Consider the following 19,149-nt stretch of genomic DNA (forward strand, 5'->3'; position numbering starts at 1 on the left):
AATTTATCGATAGTTAAAAAATACAATTACGTTAAAAATTAATCTATGAAGCGCGTATTATTGATACTAATGATTTCAATAAATATCTCCAACGCATTTACGATGGATTGGGGCAGTGCCCAATGGATTTGGCAACAGCAGGATGGCCCAGCCAATACCTGGATGAGTTTTCGAAAAACGGTAAATCTGGATGAATTGCCAAATCAAGTGGAAGCTCATATTGCCGTGGACAGCAAGTTTTGGTTGTGGATAAATGGCGAATTGGTTCTTTTTGAAGGTGGCTTGTCACGTGGGCCAAGTCCTGTGGGCACTTGGGACAGAAAAAATGGCGTAACGCCTTCCAATTCATGGTATCAAAGCGTTAATATTCAACCTTATCTCAAAAAAGGTGAAAATACCATTGCAGTTCTGGCTTGGTATTGGGGACGCGAAACCCATAAGGGAACCCATATTGATAGTAAAAAAGGAGGATTTCTTTTCTATGCTGAAATGGGTAATCAACAAGTCGTTTCCGATAAAACATGGAAGGCCATACAACATACGGCATACGACAATACGATTGAGCCGGCAAGCAAATCTTTGACTCAGTACCCTGTAATGTACAATGCGCAAAAAGGAATGAGCGATTGGACAGATCAGGCGTGGTACACAGAAGACTATAACGATACAAACTGGACTGCCGCCGTAGAAAAAGGGAATGCCGGAGTTGCACCATGGTATGAACTTGTAGAAAACTTTGTGCCACTCTTGATTAATTACGGGCTAGTCGATTATGAAAATCAGGCACAATTGCAACTGCCCTTTGTTAGTCGGGGCGAAACGATAACCTGTCGCCTTCCATTTAACAAACAAATTACGCCTTACCTCGAAATTGAAGCCAAAGCAGGAGATACTATTTTTATTACCACCGATAACCGTTTAAATAAAATCAACGCCACCTACATTACCAAAGAGGGTGTGCAGGCTTTTGAAGGTTTTTCGTGGATGAACGGTCATGAAGTTAAATATACCATTCCCGCAGGCATTAAAGTAAATGCACTGAAATACCGTTGGATGAGTGTAGGCGAAATGGCCGGGAATTTTGAACTGGACGATCCGTTTTTCAGTCGTTTGTGGTGGATGGGCAATAATACACTGTTCGTTTGTGCGCGCGATAACTTTATGGATTGTCCCGACCGCGAACGGGCTTTGTGGATTGGAGATGTGGCTGACCAAACTGGGTACCTGTTCTATTCAATGGATGATGCCGGACGCCAATTGCTGAAAAAAGCCATTTTACAAACCGTGTATTTTAGCGAAAACGATGTACTGGGTGCCTTGGGCCCACTTCGGGTACGTGAATTGGTGGGTCAAAGCCTACAATTTATTGTTCAGGTGGTTTGGCCCTATTATTTCAATACAGGCGACATTGAGACCCTGGAAATTGCTTACCCATATGTTTATAACTATTTAGCGCTTTTCCCAATGGATACTAATGGCTTGCCAGAGTATCGAAAAGGAAAGAGCCCTGACTCATGGGATTGGTTAGACTGGGGTGTAAAAGAAACACTCGATGCAGCCCCAATGCAACCTGCTTACTATTATCAGGCTTTGGTCGAAGCTAAAAAAATGGCAAAAATCCTGGGGAAAAAGGAGCACCTGGAGTTCTACACTTCACGCATTAACAGCATCAAAGCCAATTACGATAAGGTATTCTGGAAAGATGGATTTTACAGCTCGAACGAGAAATTTAAAGACGACAGAGCCAATGCATTGGCTATCACATCGGGATTGGCAAAGCCCGAAAACTATGAGGCCATCGTAACCAATGTTTTGGTGCCCAATAAATATGGTAGTCCGCACTTTGAGTGGGTGGCCGAAGAGGCCCTGTTTATGGCCGGAAGACCCGATTTATCATTGGCGAGAATGAAAGAAATGTACGAAAGTCAGGTAAATTCAAACTTAACTACTTTGTACGAAATGTTTCCCAAAGGTGGCAGTTACAACCATGCCTGGAACGGATCGAACACCATTTTATCGAAATATGTGGCAGGGGTACGCCCCACTAAAGTGGCTTGGAGCGAGTATGAAATTATGCCAACGTTGCTTCATTTTAAACACCTGAAGAAAACCATTCCTACTGTAAAAGGGAATATTGACTTAAGTATTGAGTCAAGTGATGATACTTATCACTTACAACTATATTCTCCGGACGAAGCCACTGCAGTTGTGGGTATTCCAAAGAACAATAAAGAAATTGTAACAGTGAAAGTTAATAACAGGTTGGTGTGGGAGAATGGAAAAAAGAAGGATTCGTTGAATGGACTCGTATTGGGAGGTGAAGATGCCTCTTATTTAACGCTCAAATTAGGTGCAGGAGAGTGGGATGTAACTGCTACTTATATGTGATGTCTGACTCTAAGTATCCCCAGTTAATACAAACAAAATAGAATAGATGAAAAGGCCAATATTAGGGATTATAATATACTTGTTAAGCTTGTCTGCAACATATGCTCAGGTAAAGGATACTGCCAGTTTAGGGTACAACTTCAAAAACCCACCCCATTCGGCAAAACCCCTCACATGGATGCACGTGATGAGCGGTAACATGAGCAAGGAGGGAATGACTAAGGATCTGGAAGCTATTGCCGATGCTGGCATTGGTGGCATTATTCTGTTTAATGTGACCCATAATATTCCTAACGGCCCGGTTAAATTCAATTCACCCGAGGATATAGCATTAAAGGCACATACAGCGGCCGAGTGTGAGCGTTTAGGGTTGAGTTTTGGTATTCATAACTGCGATGGCTGGACTTCGAGCGGTGGCCCTTGGGTGCCTGTGGAGCACTCGATGAAACAGGTGGTACACCGCCATGTGGTAATTGATGGCGGTGAAGTGGATATGTTTCTTCCAGGTCCGTCAAAGTGTGGCAACTACTATGAGGATATTGCTGTGTTGGCTTACCCTGCGCTGCCATCCGAAATAGAGGATACAGAAAGCCAACCTATTATAACTGCTTCAAAACCTGATTTTGATGTCAATATTGCAACCAATGGGAAGATTGATGAACGCGCCGAGTTAACGGTGGCAAACGGAGAAAAAGCCTGGGTGCAATGGGATTTTGGTAAGCCGTTTACGGTACGCTCATTTTTCCTGAAATCAGAAAATCAACGCACTAAAAATGCAAATTTCACCCTGGAATATTCCGAAGATGGAGAGACGTTTACAGAGGTGAAAACGCTAAAAATAAACCGACTTGGGAAATATTTCTACACCATCGACGAGAGTTTTGAAGGAATCACCGCCCGTTATTTTCGCTTTGTAACAAATTTTGCGTTAGATATTGCTGAAGTTAATTTGAGTTCACTGTATCGTTTTGACAACATGATATCTCGAACCAGTATTCACCGTTCGAACAATGGTGGCTTACCTGCCTTAAAAGAACAAGCACCTGATAATGTGATTTCCGGAAAAGATATCATTAACCTAACAGCGAAGGTGAATGACAAAGGGGTGTTGAAAACGACATTGCCTGAAGGAAAATGGACGATCATGCGTGTGGGCTACACCACCACTTCGGCCATAAATGATCCGGCTTCTATTGAAGGAACAGGTTTGGAAGTCGATAAATTTAGCCGCGAATCATTCAACCTGTTTTACGATGGCTATGTTCGGAACGTGATTGATGCTTCGAAAAAGGTAGCGCCTAAAGCGTTGCAATATGTTGAAATTGATAGCTATGAAGTAGGAAGCCAAAATTGGACTCAGGGCTATGAAAAACAATTCAACGAGCAGTTCGATTACGATATCATCAAGTTTCTGCCTTTGTATGCCGGCCGTTTTATTGATGATGCAGAGACCACTGAGCGCGTGCTTTGGGATATTCGTAATTTCAATAGTCAATTGATGTGCGATAACTACTTCGATTATTTCACGGAACTGTGTCATAACGATGGGCTGATAAGTTATGTGGAACCCTATGGCAATGCGGCTTTTAACACACTTGATGCCGCTCGTAAAGCCGATATTCCGATGGGCGAATTTCATTCCAGTGGAAAATCAATGGTCGATGTGGCGGTTTCTGCCGGACATATCTACGGACGCAACATTATTTCTGCCGAAGCCTTTACTTCGGGCACGAATATGCACTACGAGGTACACCCGGGAATGTTGAAAACGGTGGGCGATCAAGGCTGGGTGAATGGCATTAACGAAATTGTATTTCACCGCTTCACACACCAACCGAATACAAAAGTAAAACCGGGGATGACGATGAGTGGTTTTGGTTCGCACATCGACCGTACTCAAACCTGGTGGGAAAGCGCTGGCAAGAGTTGGTTTAAATACCTCGCACGTGGTCAGTATTTGTTGCGCCAGGGATATCCTGCAGCCGATATCCTGGCTTTTGTGGGCGATGGTTCACCCAATACCGTTGCTTCGCGCAACGCTTTACGGAACCTCCCTAATTACATCAATTACGACTGTGTAAATGCTGATGTATTAAGCAATCGCATAACCGTTAAAGATGGTAAAATGATATTGCCGGAAGGGGGTAGCTACCATGCCCTTTACCTCAATAATGTGAGGCAGATGCACTTATCTACCCTCAAGCGATTGGACGAATTATCCGATCAGGGGGTCATCATTTTGGGAGGCAAACCCGACGAAATCGGCGGCTATTCGGTAACGGAAGCCGACAAGGCTGAATTTAATAAGCTAGTCAGCAAGATTTGGAGCCACCCCACAACAAGAATCAATGTGAATTGGGAGGCTGTCTATCATGATTTCAAACTTCCCGTTGACCTAAAGATAGCAGGAAGAGAAGATATCAATTACATCCACCGCAAAACTGAAAATGAAGACATTTATTTCTTCTTTAATCCAGATGGCGAGCAACGTACATTTGAATGCACCTTCAATGTAACCGACAAGATACCTGAGCTATGGAATCCGATGGATGGAACTATCACCAGGTTGAGCGCTTTTGAACAAGTGGGTAATACCACAAAAGTGGTTGTTACTCTGCCAGCCGAAGGAAGTGCATTTATTGTATTTCAGCAGTCAGCCAAAGGGGTAAAGTCTGTTCGCCCTGCGGATGCAATCAGCAATTCAAAATTTCGCGTAAAGCTAAATGATGAAGGCAAAACAGTGCTGGAAGCTACAGCGAACGGGAACTATAAATTGAACTTTTCCGATGGCACAACGGCACAAATAAGCGTTGATGATATTCCGGAGCCATTAGCCATTGACGGTGAGTGGCAAGTTTATTTTCCCGACCTAAAAAAAGGGGCACAAACCTTTACTTTCCCAAAACTGATAGACTGGACATCACACGATTTTGAAGGCGTAAAATACTATTCGGGAACAGCTACTTACAGCAAAACCATTAAAATAAGCAAGCAGCTTCTCGGTTCTGATCGTAAGCTAATCCTCGATTTAGGTGAGGTAAATGTTGTAGCACGCGTAATTCTTAATGGGAAAGACTTGGGTGTGATTTGGACTAACCCTTATGTGGTGGATGTTACTTCGGCCTTGAAGGTTGGTATAAACGAACTGCAAATAGAGCTAACAAACCAATGGAGCAACCGACTGATTGGTGACGAGAATTTTCCGAACGTAAGCGGGTATGATTTGCGTCCACAAATCAATAAACCGCAGGAAGCTAAAGATCCGCACCTAACACTTATAAATCAGTACAATATGGTGGATTGGTTCCTAAATAACGAACCGGCACCTTTAGGGCAACGTTCTACGTTTACGACTTATCCTTTTTATAAAAAAGGAGATAGGCTCTTGCCGGCTGGCTTGGTGGGGCCGGTAAACGTAAGTACTCAGAAATTGATTGTGATTGAATAGATTGTGTGTATGTAACGACGATAAGCCTATTTACCGAAATGATTTAAAAACTAGCAGATGAAAAAAAATGCCCTTGTATTGCTTGCCTCCTTTATGGCCGTACTTTCCTTTGCACAAAAGGGAAGCAATGACCTCTTGGAGCCTAATTTTAAGAATCCTCCGGCACAGTTTAAACCCATGCCCTTTTGGCATATTAATGGGGAAATGACTACCGAAGGCATTCGGCAACAGATGCAGGATGCCAACGAAGTTGGCTTTTCAGGGGTGAGTTTGTTGCCCCTGGCCAAAAAGGATGAAACGCGTCCGGGAACCACTCCAAAGTTTTTGTCTGAAGAGTATTTTCATCGCTATCAGGACATGATTGATGTGGCCGAGGAGTTGGAAATGGAGATCATTCTGTATGACGATAACGATTTTCCGAGTGGTATGGCCGGAGGTAAAATGGAAGAATTATACCCTGAACATACCATGAAACGACTGGATAAAGTGGAGCACAGCGTATCGGGGCCAAGCTTGTTTTCAGATCGTGTGCGTGGTATTCAGTTGATGTCGGCGGTAGCTATTAACACAGAAACGAAAGAACGTTTTGACATCACGAGCTACGAAAAAGATGGGGTGTTAGAATGGCAAGTGCCTTCCGGCGAATGGAATATCATGATGTTCCCTTTGGTGAAAGACAGTTTCCATAAGAAATACCTCTGCATGGATTTTATGGATACGGTGGCCGTGAGGTACATGATAAATGAAACCTATGACAAGTATTACGAACGCTTCGGGAAATACTTTGGCAACACCATTAAAATGACCTTTTTTGATGATGTGGGTTTTTGGCAACATCCACGAACCTGGACTCCTCGTTTTAATGAAAAGTTCCAGGAGATTAATGGCTTTGATCCACGCCCATATTATCCAGCACTGTGGTATAATGTCGGTCCTGAAACCGAAGCCATCCGGAACGCTTTTTTCAACACAAGGGCAGAGTTGCTGGCCGAAGGTTTTCCTCGGTTAGTGGCAGAATGGAACGAAAAGCATGGTGTGAAAAGTACCGGACATCCACCCGGCAATTACGATCCGACACCCATTGATATGAACGCCGATATTTTCAAGTTTTTTCGGTATACACAGGTGCCTTTAACCGATGCTATTATTGGATATCAGTTTGGTCAAAACGGGCACAAATTAATCAGTTCTGCTGCCGATTATTACGACCGTCCATTGGTGGCAACTGAAATATATGGCGCTTATAAAGAGGCTACTTTTGACTCGTTGATGTTGTATCGTTCTATGATGGATTTATTCGTCCGCGGTGTCAATGTGGTCATCCCACATGGTATGTGGTACAACCCTGAATTGGTTTATATCTCGCCTTTGGTATCACCTTACAGCGAAAAAATTGCACCCGCATTGCCAGCCTATTCCGAGTTTGTAGGGCGTGCGAGTATGCTTTTGCGTGGTGGTCGCCGAGTGAGCGACATTGCGGTAATGTACCCTTTTGAAGGGCTGGCCGGATGGTTCCGCTTCGACAATCCGGATAAAATTCGTCAGGGCTTTTATATTTCGCCCGAAACCGATTACCAAACCGTGAGTGGTTGGTTGACGAACGATATTCGTCGCGATTTTACCTTTGTGCATCCCGAACTGTTTTTGGATGAAAAATACAGCATCGAAAATGGCCAAATAAAACTGAATAATCAGGAGAATTTTCAGGAATATAAGGTCATGATTCTTACCGGAAGCAACATCATTTCATTAAAAACCCTTCAAAAATTAAAGCAGTTCCATGCTGATGGAGGAACAATTATCGCGACTACGCTTTTACCTTTTAAATCAGCCGAGCCAGGTAAGGATAAAGAAGTTATTGATTTGATTGAGGATGTCTTTGGCATCAATCCATTGCGGCAGAATGATCTGAATGACAATGCGGTGTCTGAAAATGGGAGTGGAGGGAAAGCTGTTTTTATCCCCCTGCCTAGTTCACAAAAACTGGCCGAAGTACTTGAGAAATACACGCCTTCTTCTGATGTGAAATTTGAAGATAATCCGGTACTCAAAAGTGATTTTGGTAAATTTAATTACATCCACAAAATGAAGGATGGAAAACACATTTACTTCTTCACCAATTCGAGTGATGAAGTCGTCCAAACTGAGGTCGTCGTTCGGGGTAAACTAAATCTGGAATCCTGGAATCCGCACAATGGGAAAGTGACAAAGTTAGAAGCATCGTCCAATTTTGTTGAAGATGGACAGCCCAGTGTAACCTATCAATTAACCTTAAACCCTGTGTCCTCTGTCTTTTGGTTGGGGGATGAATAAATGGCCGGGGAACGATGATCAAATAGGAATCAATTAAAACCTACGAATACAGATGAATAAAATCACACTTAAAATCAGTCTGGCTTTATTGCTTGGTTTCACAATGCTAAGCGCCATCGCTCAGGATACTGCTTTGGAGCAAAATTTCCGAAACCCTCCAACCTCAGCTAAACCCCGAACCTGGATGCATGCCATAGATGGCAATATGAGCAAAGACGGATTGAGCAAAGATCTTGAGTCAATGCAGCGCGTCGGTATTGGCGGGGTGCTGCTGTTTAATATCGACCAGAAAATCCCTGACGGGCTCATCAAGTATAACTCACCTGAACACCACGAAATGTTGAAACATGCAGCTGCCGAATGTGAGCGTTTGGGTTTGAGTTTTGGGGTGCACAACTGCGACGGATGGTCGTCGAGTGGGGGCCCTTGGATAAAACCGGAGCAGAGTATGAAAATGGTGGTGTGGAGTGAGATGCAAATTGCCGGTGGAGATATCCATATTAAATTGCCACAACCCACAATCCGCGAAGGACTATATCAGGATATTGCTGTGTTGGCCTATCCTGCCTTAAAATCAGAAATGGCTGATATTCAGAATCAACCATTGATCACATCGTCTGATCCCAATTTTAAAACCGATCTTTTGATGGACAATCGGCTGGATGATGTGAGCACTATTCAGAAGGTGGAGAAGAAAGATTCCTGGATACAATATGCTTATCCCCGGGAACACGAAATTCGCTCGGCTTTTATTGTGTTTAACGATCGAAATGGAGAGGCAAAATTGCAAGTGTCAGATGATGGCGTGAACTTTAGAACAGTCCGCGATTTGTACAAAGTGCGCACCGGAAAAGGGGAATGGGCCATCAATGATTCTTTTGAACCCATCAAATCAAAATATTTCAGGTTGCTGCTTAACGAAACCATGACATTGAAGGAGGCCAAACTGCTTTCAACGCAATGCTTGCACAATGTTCTGGGGCGCATTAGTATGGCGCGGACCGAAGATCGGGAATTAACGCCCATTGGTAAGCCTTTCGCGGATATGGTGATCGACAAAGATCAGATTATCAACCTCACTGATAAGTTGAATGAGAATGGGGATTTGCAGGCTACTTTGCCCGAAGGTGAATGGACCATCATGCGATTTGGCTATACTTCTACCGGAGCGTTTAACAATCCTGCATCGGATGCCGGTCGTGGTTTGGAATGCGATAAGTTTGACCGCGCTGCTTTTAAAACGCACTACGACGCTTTTGCTAAGAAAGTAATCGAGAATACGAGAGAAATCGCTCCCAACGCGATGCAATACATCGAAATTGACAGTTATGAAATGGGTGGGCAAAACTGGACAGATGGATATGCGACTCAGTTTAAAGAAAAGTATGCTTATAATTTGATCGACTTCTTACCGATTTATGCCGGACGTTTTGTCGAGAGTGCCGAAGCATCGGAAGCTGTTTTGTGGGATATCCGGCAGCTTAACTGCCAGTTAATGACCGACAATTACTTTGGGTATTTTGCTGAGCTGTGCCGGGCTGACGGCGTTAAAAGCTACATCGAACCTTATGGTTTTGGTCCGGTAAACGATTTGGATGTTGGTGCCAAAGCGGATATTAATATGGGCGAATTCTGGATGAATCGTGAAATGACGATGGTGCAATCGGCCGTTTCGGCTTCGCATATTTACGGCAAGAATGTGACCTCGGCCGAGTCTTTTACTTCTACTCCGGAAATTAACTGGAAAGGGCATCCCGCTATGGCTAAAGTCTCAGGCGATTTGGCCTGGACTTATGGGATTAACGAGTTCATGTTTCACCGTTTTACACACCAGGCCAATCCCAATATAGCCCCGGGAATGACCATGGGGCGCTGGGGATTCAACTTTGACCGGGTACAAACCTGGTGGGACAATGCCGGAGCAGCCTGGTTTAAATACATCATGCGCGGACAGTATCTGCTACGTCAAGGCGTTCCGGTTTCTGACTTCCTCGTGTTTATTGGCGATGGCTCACCCAATTCAGTGTATTTGCGCAATGACTTTGAGCCGGCCTTACCGACTGGTAGCAATTTCGATTGTGTGAATGCCGATGTTCTGATCAACAGAATTCAAATCGCTAACAATGCATTGGTGCTTCCCGAAGGAACGCAATACAAGGCTTTGGTACTGAAAAATTGCAAAAAGCTTTCCTTAAAGAGCCTGAAACGGCTGCATGATATTGCGCAGGCAGGTATACCGGTCATCGGTGAAATGCCCGAACAGCTTACAGGTTATTTAATCTCAGGGACCGATTTGGCAGATTTTCAGCAAATGCTAAATGCAATGTTAAAGATGGAGAATGTTTATCCGGGTTTTGCGTGGGAAAACGTAATGCAAGCGGAAAAAATCAGTGCCGACTTTAAGATTAAAGGAAGAGAAGACGGCCCATTTGTACATCGAAGCCTTGGTGAAGAGCAAGACCTCTATTTCTTCTTCAATCCCGACTCTGTAGCACAACGCTTTGAATGTACTTTTCGAGTAGATGGTAAAATACCTGAACTTTGGAACCCGATGAATGGCGAAGTGATAAAAACTGCACAGTTTACAAACACTGATGGCAGAACAACGGTTTGGATTGATCTTGAGTCGAAAGAATCCGTATTCGTGGTTTTCAGAGTTTCGTCAGATGGCGTACCTGCAGTTTCCGCTGAACAGCTGAATGATGCCAATTATTCCTTAAATGATGATAATCAACTACAACAGGAAAAGGAAGTAGCAACGATGCCTCTTCAGGTGATCGGCGATTGGAAACTGGCATTTCCTGATGTAAAATCAGCTCAGAAAAACTACCTCTTCCCCGAACTGATTGACTGGACAAATCACCAGGCAGAAGACGTGAAGTACTATTCCGGTACAGCCATCTACGTAAATGAGTTTGAGCTGGGTAAAACAATGCTCGCTAAAAATCATCAAATCACCTTGGATTTGGGTGAAGTAAATGTGGTTGCACGAGTACTTATTAACGATCAGGATCTGGGCGTTTTATGGATGAGCCCTTACTGTGTTGACATTACTAAGGCGTTGAAAAAAGGCACGAATAAAATTCAGATTGAAGTGACCAACCAATGGACCAACCGCTTGATTGGTGATGAAGATTATCCGAATGAAACAGGTTTTGACCGCACCGCTGAAATGATGCCCGACTGGTTCCTGAATAATGAGACCGCGCCATTAAAGCAGCGTTCAACTTTTACCATTACTGATTTTTATAAAAAAGGGGATAAAATCATTCCGGCTGGTTTGGTAGGACCGGTGTTTTTAAAACAATCAAAACTAATTAAGAATTAGAAAAGATGAATGTTAAATTTCCATCATTGATATTTATAGTGTTATGTGGTTGGTCGAAATGCCAGCTCTAAAACTATTAACAGCAAAAGAGCGGGTAGCGCAAAGCTGTGGAAAAGCGATCGATCTTGTTGTCGATTCCCTAAAATGGAGAGCTTACTAACTTTACAAAACCTTTCAAATTGAAAACAATACTTTTCTCATTTATATTGGTCGCTGTTGTTTGGTCGCAAAGCCAGGCACAGTCATATCCGTTTACATTGTCTGCTGATTTGCAGGCTACGATCAATCTGGATCCTACTTCTCAGGAAACGTTTAACAATTTATTGCTGGGAACCAACACTCATGATTTAGCAAAAAGTGAAGGGCAGGAGTTTGTGAAAAGCTTAGATCCAATAACCATCCGGTTTCCTCACGGACTGTTCTCCAATTGGTACGATTGGGAGCAGGACAAAGCCAGACTTTATGGAGATGAAAAAATTACCTATACAAAGGATGATGGTATGTTGCGTACAGTTGAGGTTGGAATGCTGTCGAGTATAAATACCATGGATGCCAGTAATTTATACGTTGGTATTGATGAGCTGAATACTTTAAATGATGAGAAGAAATCAGCAACAGGCAAGGGCTACGATATGATGTGGACCTTCAATATGAGTGCTGATGGTACTGATTTTGACAACGGTAGTCCTGTGTCGGTTGCTCGTTATAACGATTTGATTAAACGGGGGTTTGAAGTGAAAGCCATTGAAATGGGCAACGAAAATTTCTATCCAAGTCAGCGTAGTTCAATAATCCCTAATACATCAGATTACATTGCTCGGGCAAAATCGATCTATAACGCGCTTAAGGCATTAGATCCGGCGCTAAAACTTTCGGTTCCTCTGGAGCGCAAAAGTGTCCCCGCCAACACGGGGTGGAATACTGATTTAACAAAAACGACTGACTACTTTGATGCCGTTTCAGTACATACCTATGTGGGATACGATCCGGACGATAACTCCAATAGCAACGAAGCGTATGGCGTTGCTTTAACAGCTCGGGAGCATCTTCGCAAAACAATCGACGATTATTCAAAAGTAGTGGCACCCGACAAGCCAATTTGGTTAACAGAGTGGGGGGTGAAGTCAGGTGGCTCCAATGCCGTATCTGCCCTGGGGATGGCTGACTGTTATATTTTCATGAGCGAAAATCAGGATACTTATGAGCGGGCAAACTGGTTTTCGGTCAATGGAAAACTTAACTCGTGGGTCGTGTGGGAGACCTATTTTGATGTAAAAGCGAACAAAGAAAAAGAACGAATTAAATATCCGTTGCAGAAAACCTTGTTTGGTTCAACTTATGAAATCATTCGTTCAGTATTCGAAAACAGCACTCTATTAAAGAGTTCGGTTGATGTACCTAATTTGGTCGATGGCGTTAAGGCTGTAAACGCAAGAGTTGTTTTGAAAGATGGAAAAACCAGTGTCATTGTTGTTAATCTTTCAAATCAGGAAGTTCCTTTCAATGTCAATGTTCGTGGTGCAGCGTATACAGGCGGATTTGTGCATAAGACGATGGCATTTTCATCCATGGATGAAGAGAGAGCTTTGGGATTTGACGTTGACCCCTTAAGTTTGGAAAAAGAAGGAAGTGGAGCGATCACTTTGCCAAAACTCTCGGTCAATACCATCGAACTCACAGATGTTGGGAATGTAACATCCCTCCGGGATCGACCATCCATCGCGAATTTAGTAGTCAGTCCAAACCCAAACCGCGGTTTGTTTCATATTCAATTAAATGAAAATAGTCAAGCAAACTACCGACTGTTGTCACTAAGCGGCTCTGTTGTATTGTCAGGCAGCTTTTTTGCAAAAGCGGAAATTCGTGTCGATCGCTATACGGCAGGTATATATCTGTTAGAAGTTACAACTGATCATAGCAGATCGGTTCACAAGCTCATTCTGGATTAGTACCGGAAGGGCGGGAAACTGTTTTTTAATTAAATTATGAGGATCTGGCAACGTTAAAAGTTGCCTGTCATCAATCGTATAAATTGAGGGTTCGGAAATAATTCGAAAAACCCAGTAAATATTTTAATATGAAGATAGATAAGATGTTGGTGTTTAGTTTAATGATTCTGTTTGTTGGTTGCACAAGTCAAGGTGCAATGGAGGCTGCTAAAGCGCAAACGGGCAGTTGGGGTGATCAGGGCGATGGCACTTATGCCAATCCGATATTGAATGCCGATTTTCCGGATTCGGATATTGAGCAGGTCGGAGATACCTATTATATGATTACCTCCAAGCAGCATATGTCGCCGGGTATGCCAATCTTAGAATCAAAAGATATGGTCAACTGGACAATTATCGGGCATGTGTTCGATAGCCTTTCGTGGGCACCGGAGTACAATTGGGATCGAATGAATGGTTATTCCTTTGGTACTTGGGCGGGCGATTTGGCCTATCACGAGGGGACTTGGTTTTGTTACCAAATCGACTACAATCATGGTTTAATGGTCAGTACAGCTGCGGATATCAGAGGCCCCTGGTCAACACCAATTGCTATGTTGCCCAACGAAAAAGTGCTCGACGATCCGGGAGTGTTTTGGGACAATGAGACCCATGAGGCCTATCTGATTTGCAATACAGCCGGCAAACAAAAAGACTCTTCGAACAAAATTCCGGGTAACGAGAATCGCATCTACCGCATGAGTTGGGATGGCACTAAAATTCTCGACGAGGGACAATTGGTGTATACTTTTGACGGTGCTGAAGCCGCAAAAATATACAAGATTAATGGGCAGTGGTATATTTTCATTTCTGAATGGTACTTGGGCGACAGATCAACAAAGCCCGGGGTTAAAAATCCGATGAACGACCGCAAGCAAATTGTCCTTCGTTCGCAAACCAATAGCATTTATGGACCTTACGATAAAAAGATCGTTTTAGAAAAAGGGACTGCTTTTGGACACCGAAGTGCCAGCCAGGGTGGATTGATGCAAGCGCCGGATAGTACCTGGTGGTATATGCACCAGCTCATTCAAAATGATGACATTCCTTTTCAAGGACGCCCTCAGTGCCTTGAGCCTGTTACTTGGATCGATGGTTGGCCTATTATTGGGGTTGATGAAGATGGAGACGGCATTGGTGAACCTGTTGCGACTTATAAAAAACCAATCGACGGTTATCCAATCTCAGCACCACAATCGGACGATGATTTCTCGTCCGAAACTTTGGGCCTGCAATGGGAGTGGAATCACAACCCTCGAACTACCCATTGGTCGCTTACTGAAAATCCGGGATATTTACGTCTAAAAGCAAGTGTGCCGCTACCTCTGGCTAAAACTCATGGCCCGCTTCAAAACGAGTGGACAAATGACGATGGTTCTGATTCCGACTTTTGGAGAGTCTGTAATACGTTGAGTCAGCGCATCCTTGGCATTACAACAGGTACAGCGGTCGCCAAATTCGATCTCTCTGGAATGAAACCCGGGCAGTTGGCTGGTTTTGTGCGCTATGGCGGCGTATTTCATTTGCTCGGCGCATGGGTTAAAGAGGATGGCAAACGGCATTTGTTTTTCATGGATAAAAAGGGATCGAAAATCGTCGGCCCCGAATTGAAAAGCGATGAACTGTACGTAAGAACTTCAAACAAAATAAATCAGGCTTATTTTGAATTTAGCCTGGATGGGACGACCTTTGAACGTTTTGGCCCCGAGTTTACTATCGAGTTTGGCAAATGGACCGGGGATCGTTTAGGTTTTTTCAGTTGGAATGAACTAAAAGAAGAAGGTTATATTGATATTGACTGGTTTACTTATGATTACGATGGGCCAAAAGCAGCTAAATAGTGATGCTGAGTGAACATTGAAAAAATGCCTGATAAATATGAAACGCGTTCCATAACATCTTCGCATTCGGCTCCTGTGTTATTTATGGGAACCAAGTCGCAAAAGAACGTGAAAAAGAACCGATATAATAAGTAACAATACTATATGTTTATGAAAAGAAAAGGAATCAGTATTAGAGCAACACTGATTGTCGCTATAGCCTGTGCGTTGTTTACAGGCTGCCAAAGCGAAGCAAAATCAGATGGGAGCAGTACTCCCGACTATTCGAAAGTGCAGTTAGCAGAAAAGCCCAATATTTTGTGGCTGGTAACCGAAGATATGGGGCCTTATATCCCGGCTTTCGGCGACTCTACGATAGAAACGCCAAACCTGAGCCGGTTGGCAGATGAAGGGATAATTTATCCGCAGGTTTATTCAACGGCAGGCGTTTGCGCGCCAAGCAGGGCTGCTATTGCTACCGGAATGTACCCATCGGGGATTGGAGCAAGCAACATGCGTGTCAATTCATACATGGAGGTAACTGGCCTGCCTGCATACGAAGCGGTTCCGCCTGCTAATGTGAAAATGCTAAGTGAGATGCTTCGGGAACAAGGGTACTACTGTACCAATAATTATAAAGAAGATTATCAGTTTAAAGCACCAGTTACAGCGTGGGACGAAAGCAGTCCCTATGCCCATTGGCGAAACCGCGACGATGGACAACCCTTTTATGCGGTTTTCAATTTTACCGATACACATGAGTCGGGTTTGTTCGATCCATATGGATTCAGGCATATAGAGACCAGGCATTACCACCAAGGGGACAGAAGCTATACCTGGGCGCCCGATAGAATGACGGAAGAGGAAACACCGGTTCATTTACCGAAGGATACAAAATTCAATATCCCACCATATTTGCAGGAAACAGACACGGTGCGCAGAGATATGTGGAAAGTATACAACAATATTGCTGAAATGGACAAACAGATTGGAGCCGTATTAAAGCAGTTGGAAGAAGATGGTTTATTGGAAAATACCATTGTTTTCTTTTATGGTGACCATGGCGGCCCAATGCCCCGTCAGAAAAGGTTAATCTACGACTCAGGCTTGAACACACCTATGATAATCCGGTTTCCGGGAAAACAATTGGCGGGCTCAAAAGACAACCAATTGATCAGTTTTGTCGATTTTGCACCTACGCTACTTTCTTTAGCCAATGTTACACCACCGGATTATTTGCAAGGACAAGCTTTTATGGGTGACTATACTACCCCACAGAAACGCAAGTACATCCATGCGGCTGCCGACCGTTTTGACGGCTTTACAGATGCGATTCGAGCCGTTCGTGACGAACGGTTTAAATACATTCGTAATTACAGACCCGAACAGCCTTATTATTTGCCGGTAGAGTTTCGGGAACAAATTCCAACGATGCAGGAATTGTTGATTATGCGCGACGCAGGCAGGTTGAACAGCATTCAGTCGCAGTGGTTTCGCGAAAGCAAAGCTCGCGAAGAGTTGTTTGATTGCGAAGCTGATCCGCACGAGTTGAATAATTTGGCAGGAGATCCGGCATATGGCGATAAGCTTAAGGAATTAAGTTTGAGATGGATCGTTGGATTGCTGAAATTGGAGACCAGCCTAACCTCCCCGAAGCAGAACTCATTAAGCAACTTTGGAACGGAACCGATTCGCAGCCTGTTACGGCCGATCCGGTTATCGTTGAAAGCAACGGGAAACTGACGATTGCCTGCCCGACCGAGGGGGCATCAATTGGCTATAAAATTATTGGTGAGGACGGTGTTGAACCGCAGACGTGGACCATATTCCAGGAACCGTTGACCGCTCCCGCCGGTGCCGAGATAATGGTTAAGGCACACCGGATCGGATACAAAGCCAGCAACCTAGTTCGGAAATAAAAAAATCATTGAATTTTGAGTGGGACTCGTTTATAGTTTGTCTAAAGACTTATTCAAAAAGCGAAGTTGAGGGATATGAGGTGTATGAAAATGCACCTCTTTTTTTTGTCCGGAAATTAGCTGCAGAAAGTCGCTTTTTGGTCCTGAAAAAGGCCGAAAAATGAAAATGAAACAATATTTCTAATATTCGCACAATACTGAAATAAAAAGCAGCAATCAATGCTTTGATTTGAAGTGGGAGAAAAAACCAAGTTGAATAAATTGAAAAACAGCTCTATAACAGTTTCTCTCATAGAAGGATAAAACGATGGCGAAATCGTTTTCGGTGTACAGCACGGTTCGCTTAAATCCTTGCTTAAATGAAATTTCGGTGTAAATAAAATCACCAAACGAAGAATATTAAGCGTGTACGGTAGACGAAGTTTAATCCTAAAGCAAAGCGTTTCGTTTTTTAGTGGTAAGTGTCTTTCGGGGAGTCGGCCATTCAACGCTTCCGAAGAAAATAGTTGGCAAAACTACGAAACCCGAACTTTGCTGCTGGTGAGAAATGAAAAGCTAAAACTTCAGAAAAGTAATTACTAAATCACGTTTTTTTTTGACAGACCAATGACTAAACTATATTTCATCCTAATTCTGTTTGCATTGCAAGAATCGGTTCTTGCAACTAATCCGATCATTCCAAACAAAGGCGCAAACGATCCTCATATTCGGATTATGGATGGTAAAGCCTATTTGTCCGCTTCGCACGATAAATCAATCGATAATAAGGGATTTGTCATGGAAGACTGGTGGCTTTGGTCTTCGGATGATTTGGTAACCTGGAAGCACGAGTACACTTTGACCCCGGAGGAAACCTATATCGGAAAGCCTTTTGCAAGTTGCTGGGCGACGGATATCGTAAAGCGTAACGGAAAATTCTATTGGTATTTTTCGGAGGGGAACGAGCAAACAGGAGTGATGGTCGCGGATTCACCCAACGGGCCATGGCGCGATCCCCTTGGAAAACCTTTGTTGACCTCGGAAATGACGCCAACTCACGAATATGATCTCGGGATTGTACAAGATCAGGCCGGTGAGTATTACATCGTTTTTGGTGTTTGGGATTATTATATCGCCAAGTTGAATGAAGATATGATCTCGTTGGCAGAGAAACCACAAAAAATAGAGATAAACAATCCGTGTGGCCCCTATAATCTGGATGGTAAAAACATGGAAAAGCCGACCGATGATAAGCCATTTATGCATTATTATCGCGGGAACTATTATTTGTCGTGGGGCTGCTTTTACGCGATGGGCAAGAGTGTGTATGGCCCTTTTGACTATAAGGGCTGCATCATGGACTCGACCAGTTTTGCTTCGGGCTATATTGAGCCCACATGGCCCACTGGGTTCCGGCAAGGACGGCATGGTTCTTTTTTTCAATGGCACAATCAGTCGTACTTTGCCTATTGTGACATTAGCCAAACCGGAAACCGCTATTTCCGCGATACATTCATGAGCTATGTACACTACAAAGAAAATGGTGAAATAGCACTGATTCGGGTCGACGGAACAGGAGTTGGTAATTATCAGGCCCGCAATGGAACGATCGAAGCGGAAGATTTTTACGATTCTTCCGGTATCGAAAAGGTAGAAAACAACCGGGGCGGATTTAGCATTTCTGCCATCAATGACGGTGAATATCTGATTTTTAACAATGTCGGAGGACTCAAGGAGAAAAAAGGTATCCGACTTAATTTTTCGAAAATTGAAAAGTGCACTGTTGAGCTCAGAAAAAATAATCCTGGTGGCGATTTAATCTCATCAATCACCTGCCGTCAGCCTCAAAGTTATGGAAAGTTTACAACATCGCTTCCTGATACGATAAACCTGTGTTTTGTGTTTAAGGGTGAGAAAGTTAAGTCGGTGGAATTTGATTCCTATTCATTTGAATAATGACAATGAA

At 43.5% G+C, this 19,149-nt stretch carries 8 protein-coding genes; all 8 read left to right on the forward strand.

Annotated elements, in window-relative coordinates; all coding sequences use genetic code 11:
* The first annotated feature begins 45 nt into the window (after nt 1-45).
* Nucleotides 46-2,388, forward strand: coding sequence for an alpha-L-rhamnosidase C-terminal domain-containing protein (locus tag ABZD21_RS02785; protein WP_372772743.1), 2,343 nt, complete (start codon nt 46-48; stop codon nt 2,386-2,388).
* Between the two features lie 46 nt (nt 2,389-2,434).
* Nucleotides 2,435-5,836, forward strand: a complete 3,402-nt coding sequence (locus ABZD21_RS02790; RefSeq protein WP_372772744.1) for a glycosyl hydrolase — start codon at nt 2,435-2,437, stop codon at nt 5,834-5,836.
* Between the two features lie 57 nt (nt 5,837-5,893).
* Entirely contained in the window at nt 5,894-8,149 is a 2,256-nt protein-coding gene (locus ABZD21_RS02795; RefSeq protein WP_372772745.1) for a glycosyl hydrolase, read from the forward strand.
* 52 nt (nt 8,150-8,201) lie between these two features.
* Nucleotides 8,202-11,477: a glycosyl hydrolase gene (locus tag ABZD21_RS02800; protein ID WP_372772747.1), complete on the forward strand. Its 3,276-nt coding sequence runs from the start codon at nt 8,202-8,204 to the stop codon at nt 11,475-11,477.
* A gap of 179 nt (nt 11,478-11,656) precedes the next feature.
* Nucleotides 11,657-13,426 (forward strand): T9SS type A sorting domain-containing protein, encoded by a 1,770-nt coding sequence (locus ABZD21_RS02805; RefSeq protein WP_372772749.1) that lies wholly within the window; start codon nt 11,657-11,659, stop codon nt 13,424-13,426.
* 128 nt (nt 13,427-13,554) lie between these two features.
* Nucleotides 13,555-15,306 carry a glycoside hydrolase 43 family protein gene (locus ABZD21_RS02810; protein ID WP_372772750.1) on the forward strand — a complete coding sequence of 584 codons (1,752 nt, stop codon included), beginning with the start codon at nt 13,555-13,557 and terminating at the stop codon, nt 15,304-15,306.
* Between the two features lie 150 nt (nt 15,307-15,456).
* Nucleotides 15,457-17,028 carry a sulfatase gene (locus ABZD21_RS02815; protein WP_372772752.1) on the forward strand — a complete coding sequence of 524 codons (1,572 nt, stop codon included), beginning with the start codon at nt 15,457-15,459 and terminating at the stop codon, nt 17,026-17,028.
* Nucleotides 17,029-17,810: 782 nt separating this feature from the next.
* Complete coding sequence (locus tag ABZD21_RS02820) at nt 17,811-19,139, forward strand: family 43 glycosylhydrolase (protein ID WP_372772754.1); 1,329 nt, start codon at nt 17,811-17,813, stop codon at nt 19,137-19,139.
* Nucleotides 19,140-19,149: the final 10 nt, after the last annotated feature.

It is taken from the genome of Mangrovibacterium sp. (genome assembly GCF_041596335.1).
Lineage (GTDB): Bacteria > Bacteroidota > Bacteroidia > Bacteroidales > Prolixibacteraceae > Mangrovibacterium.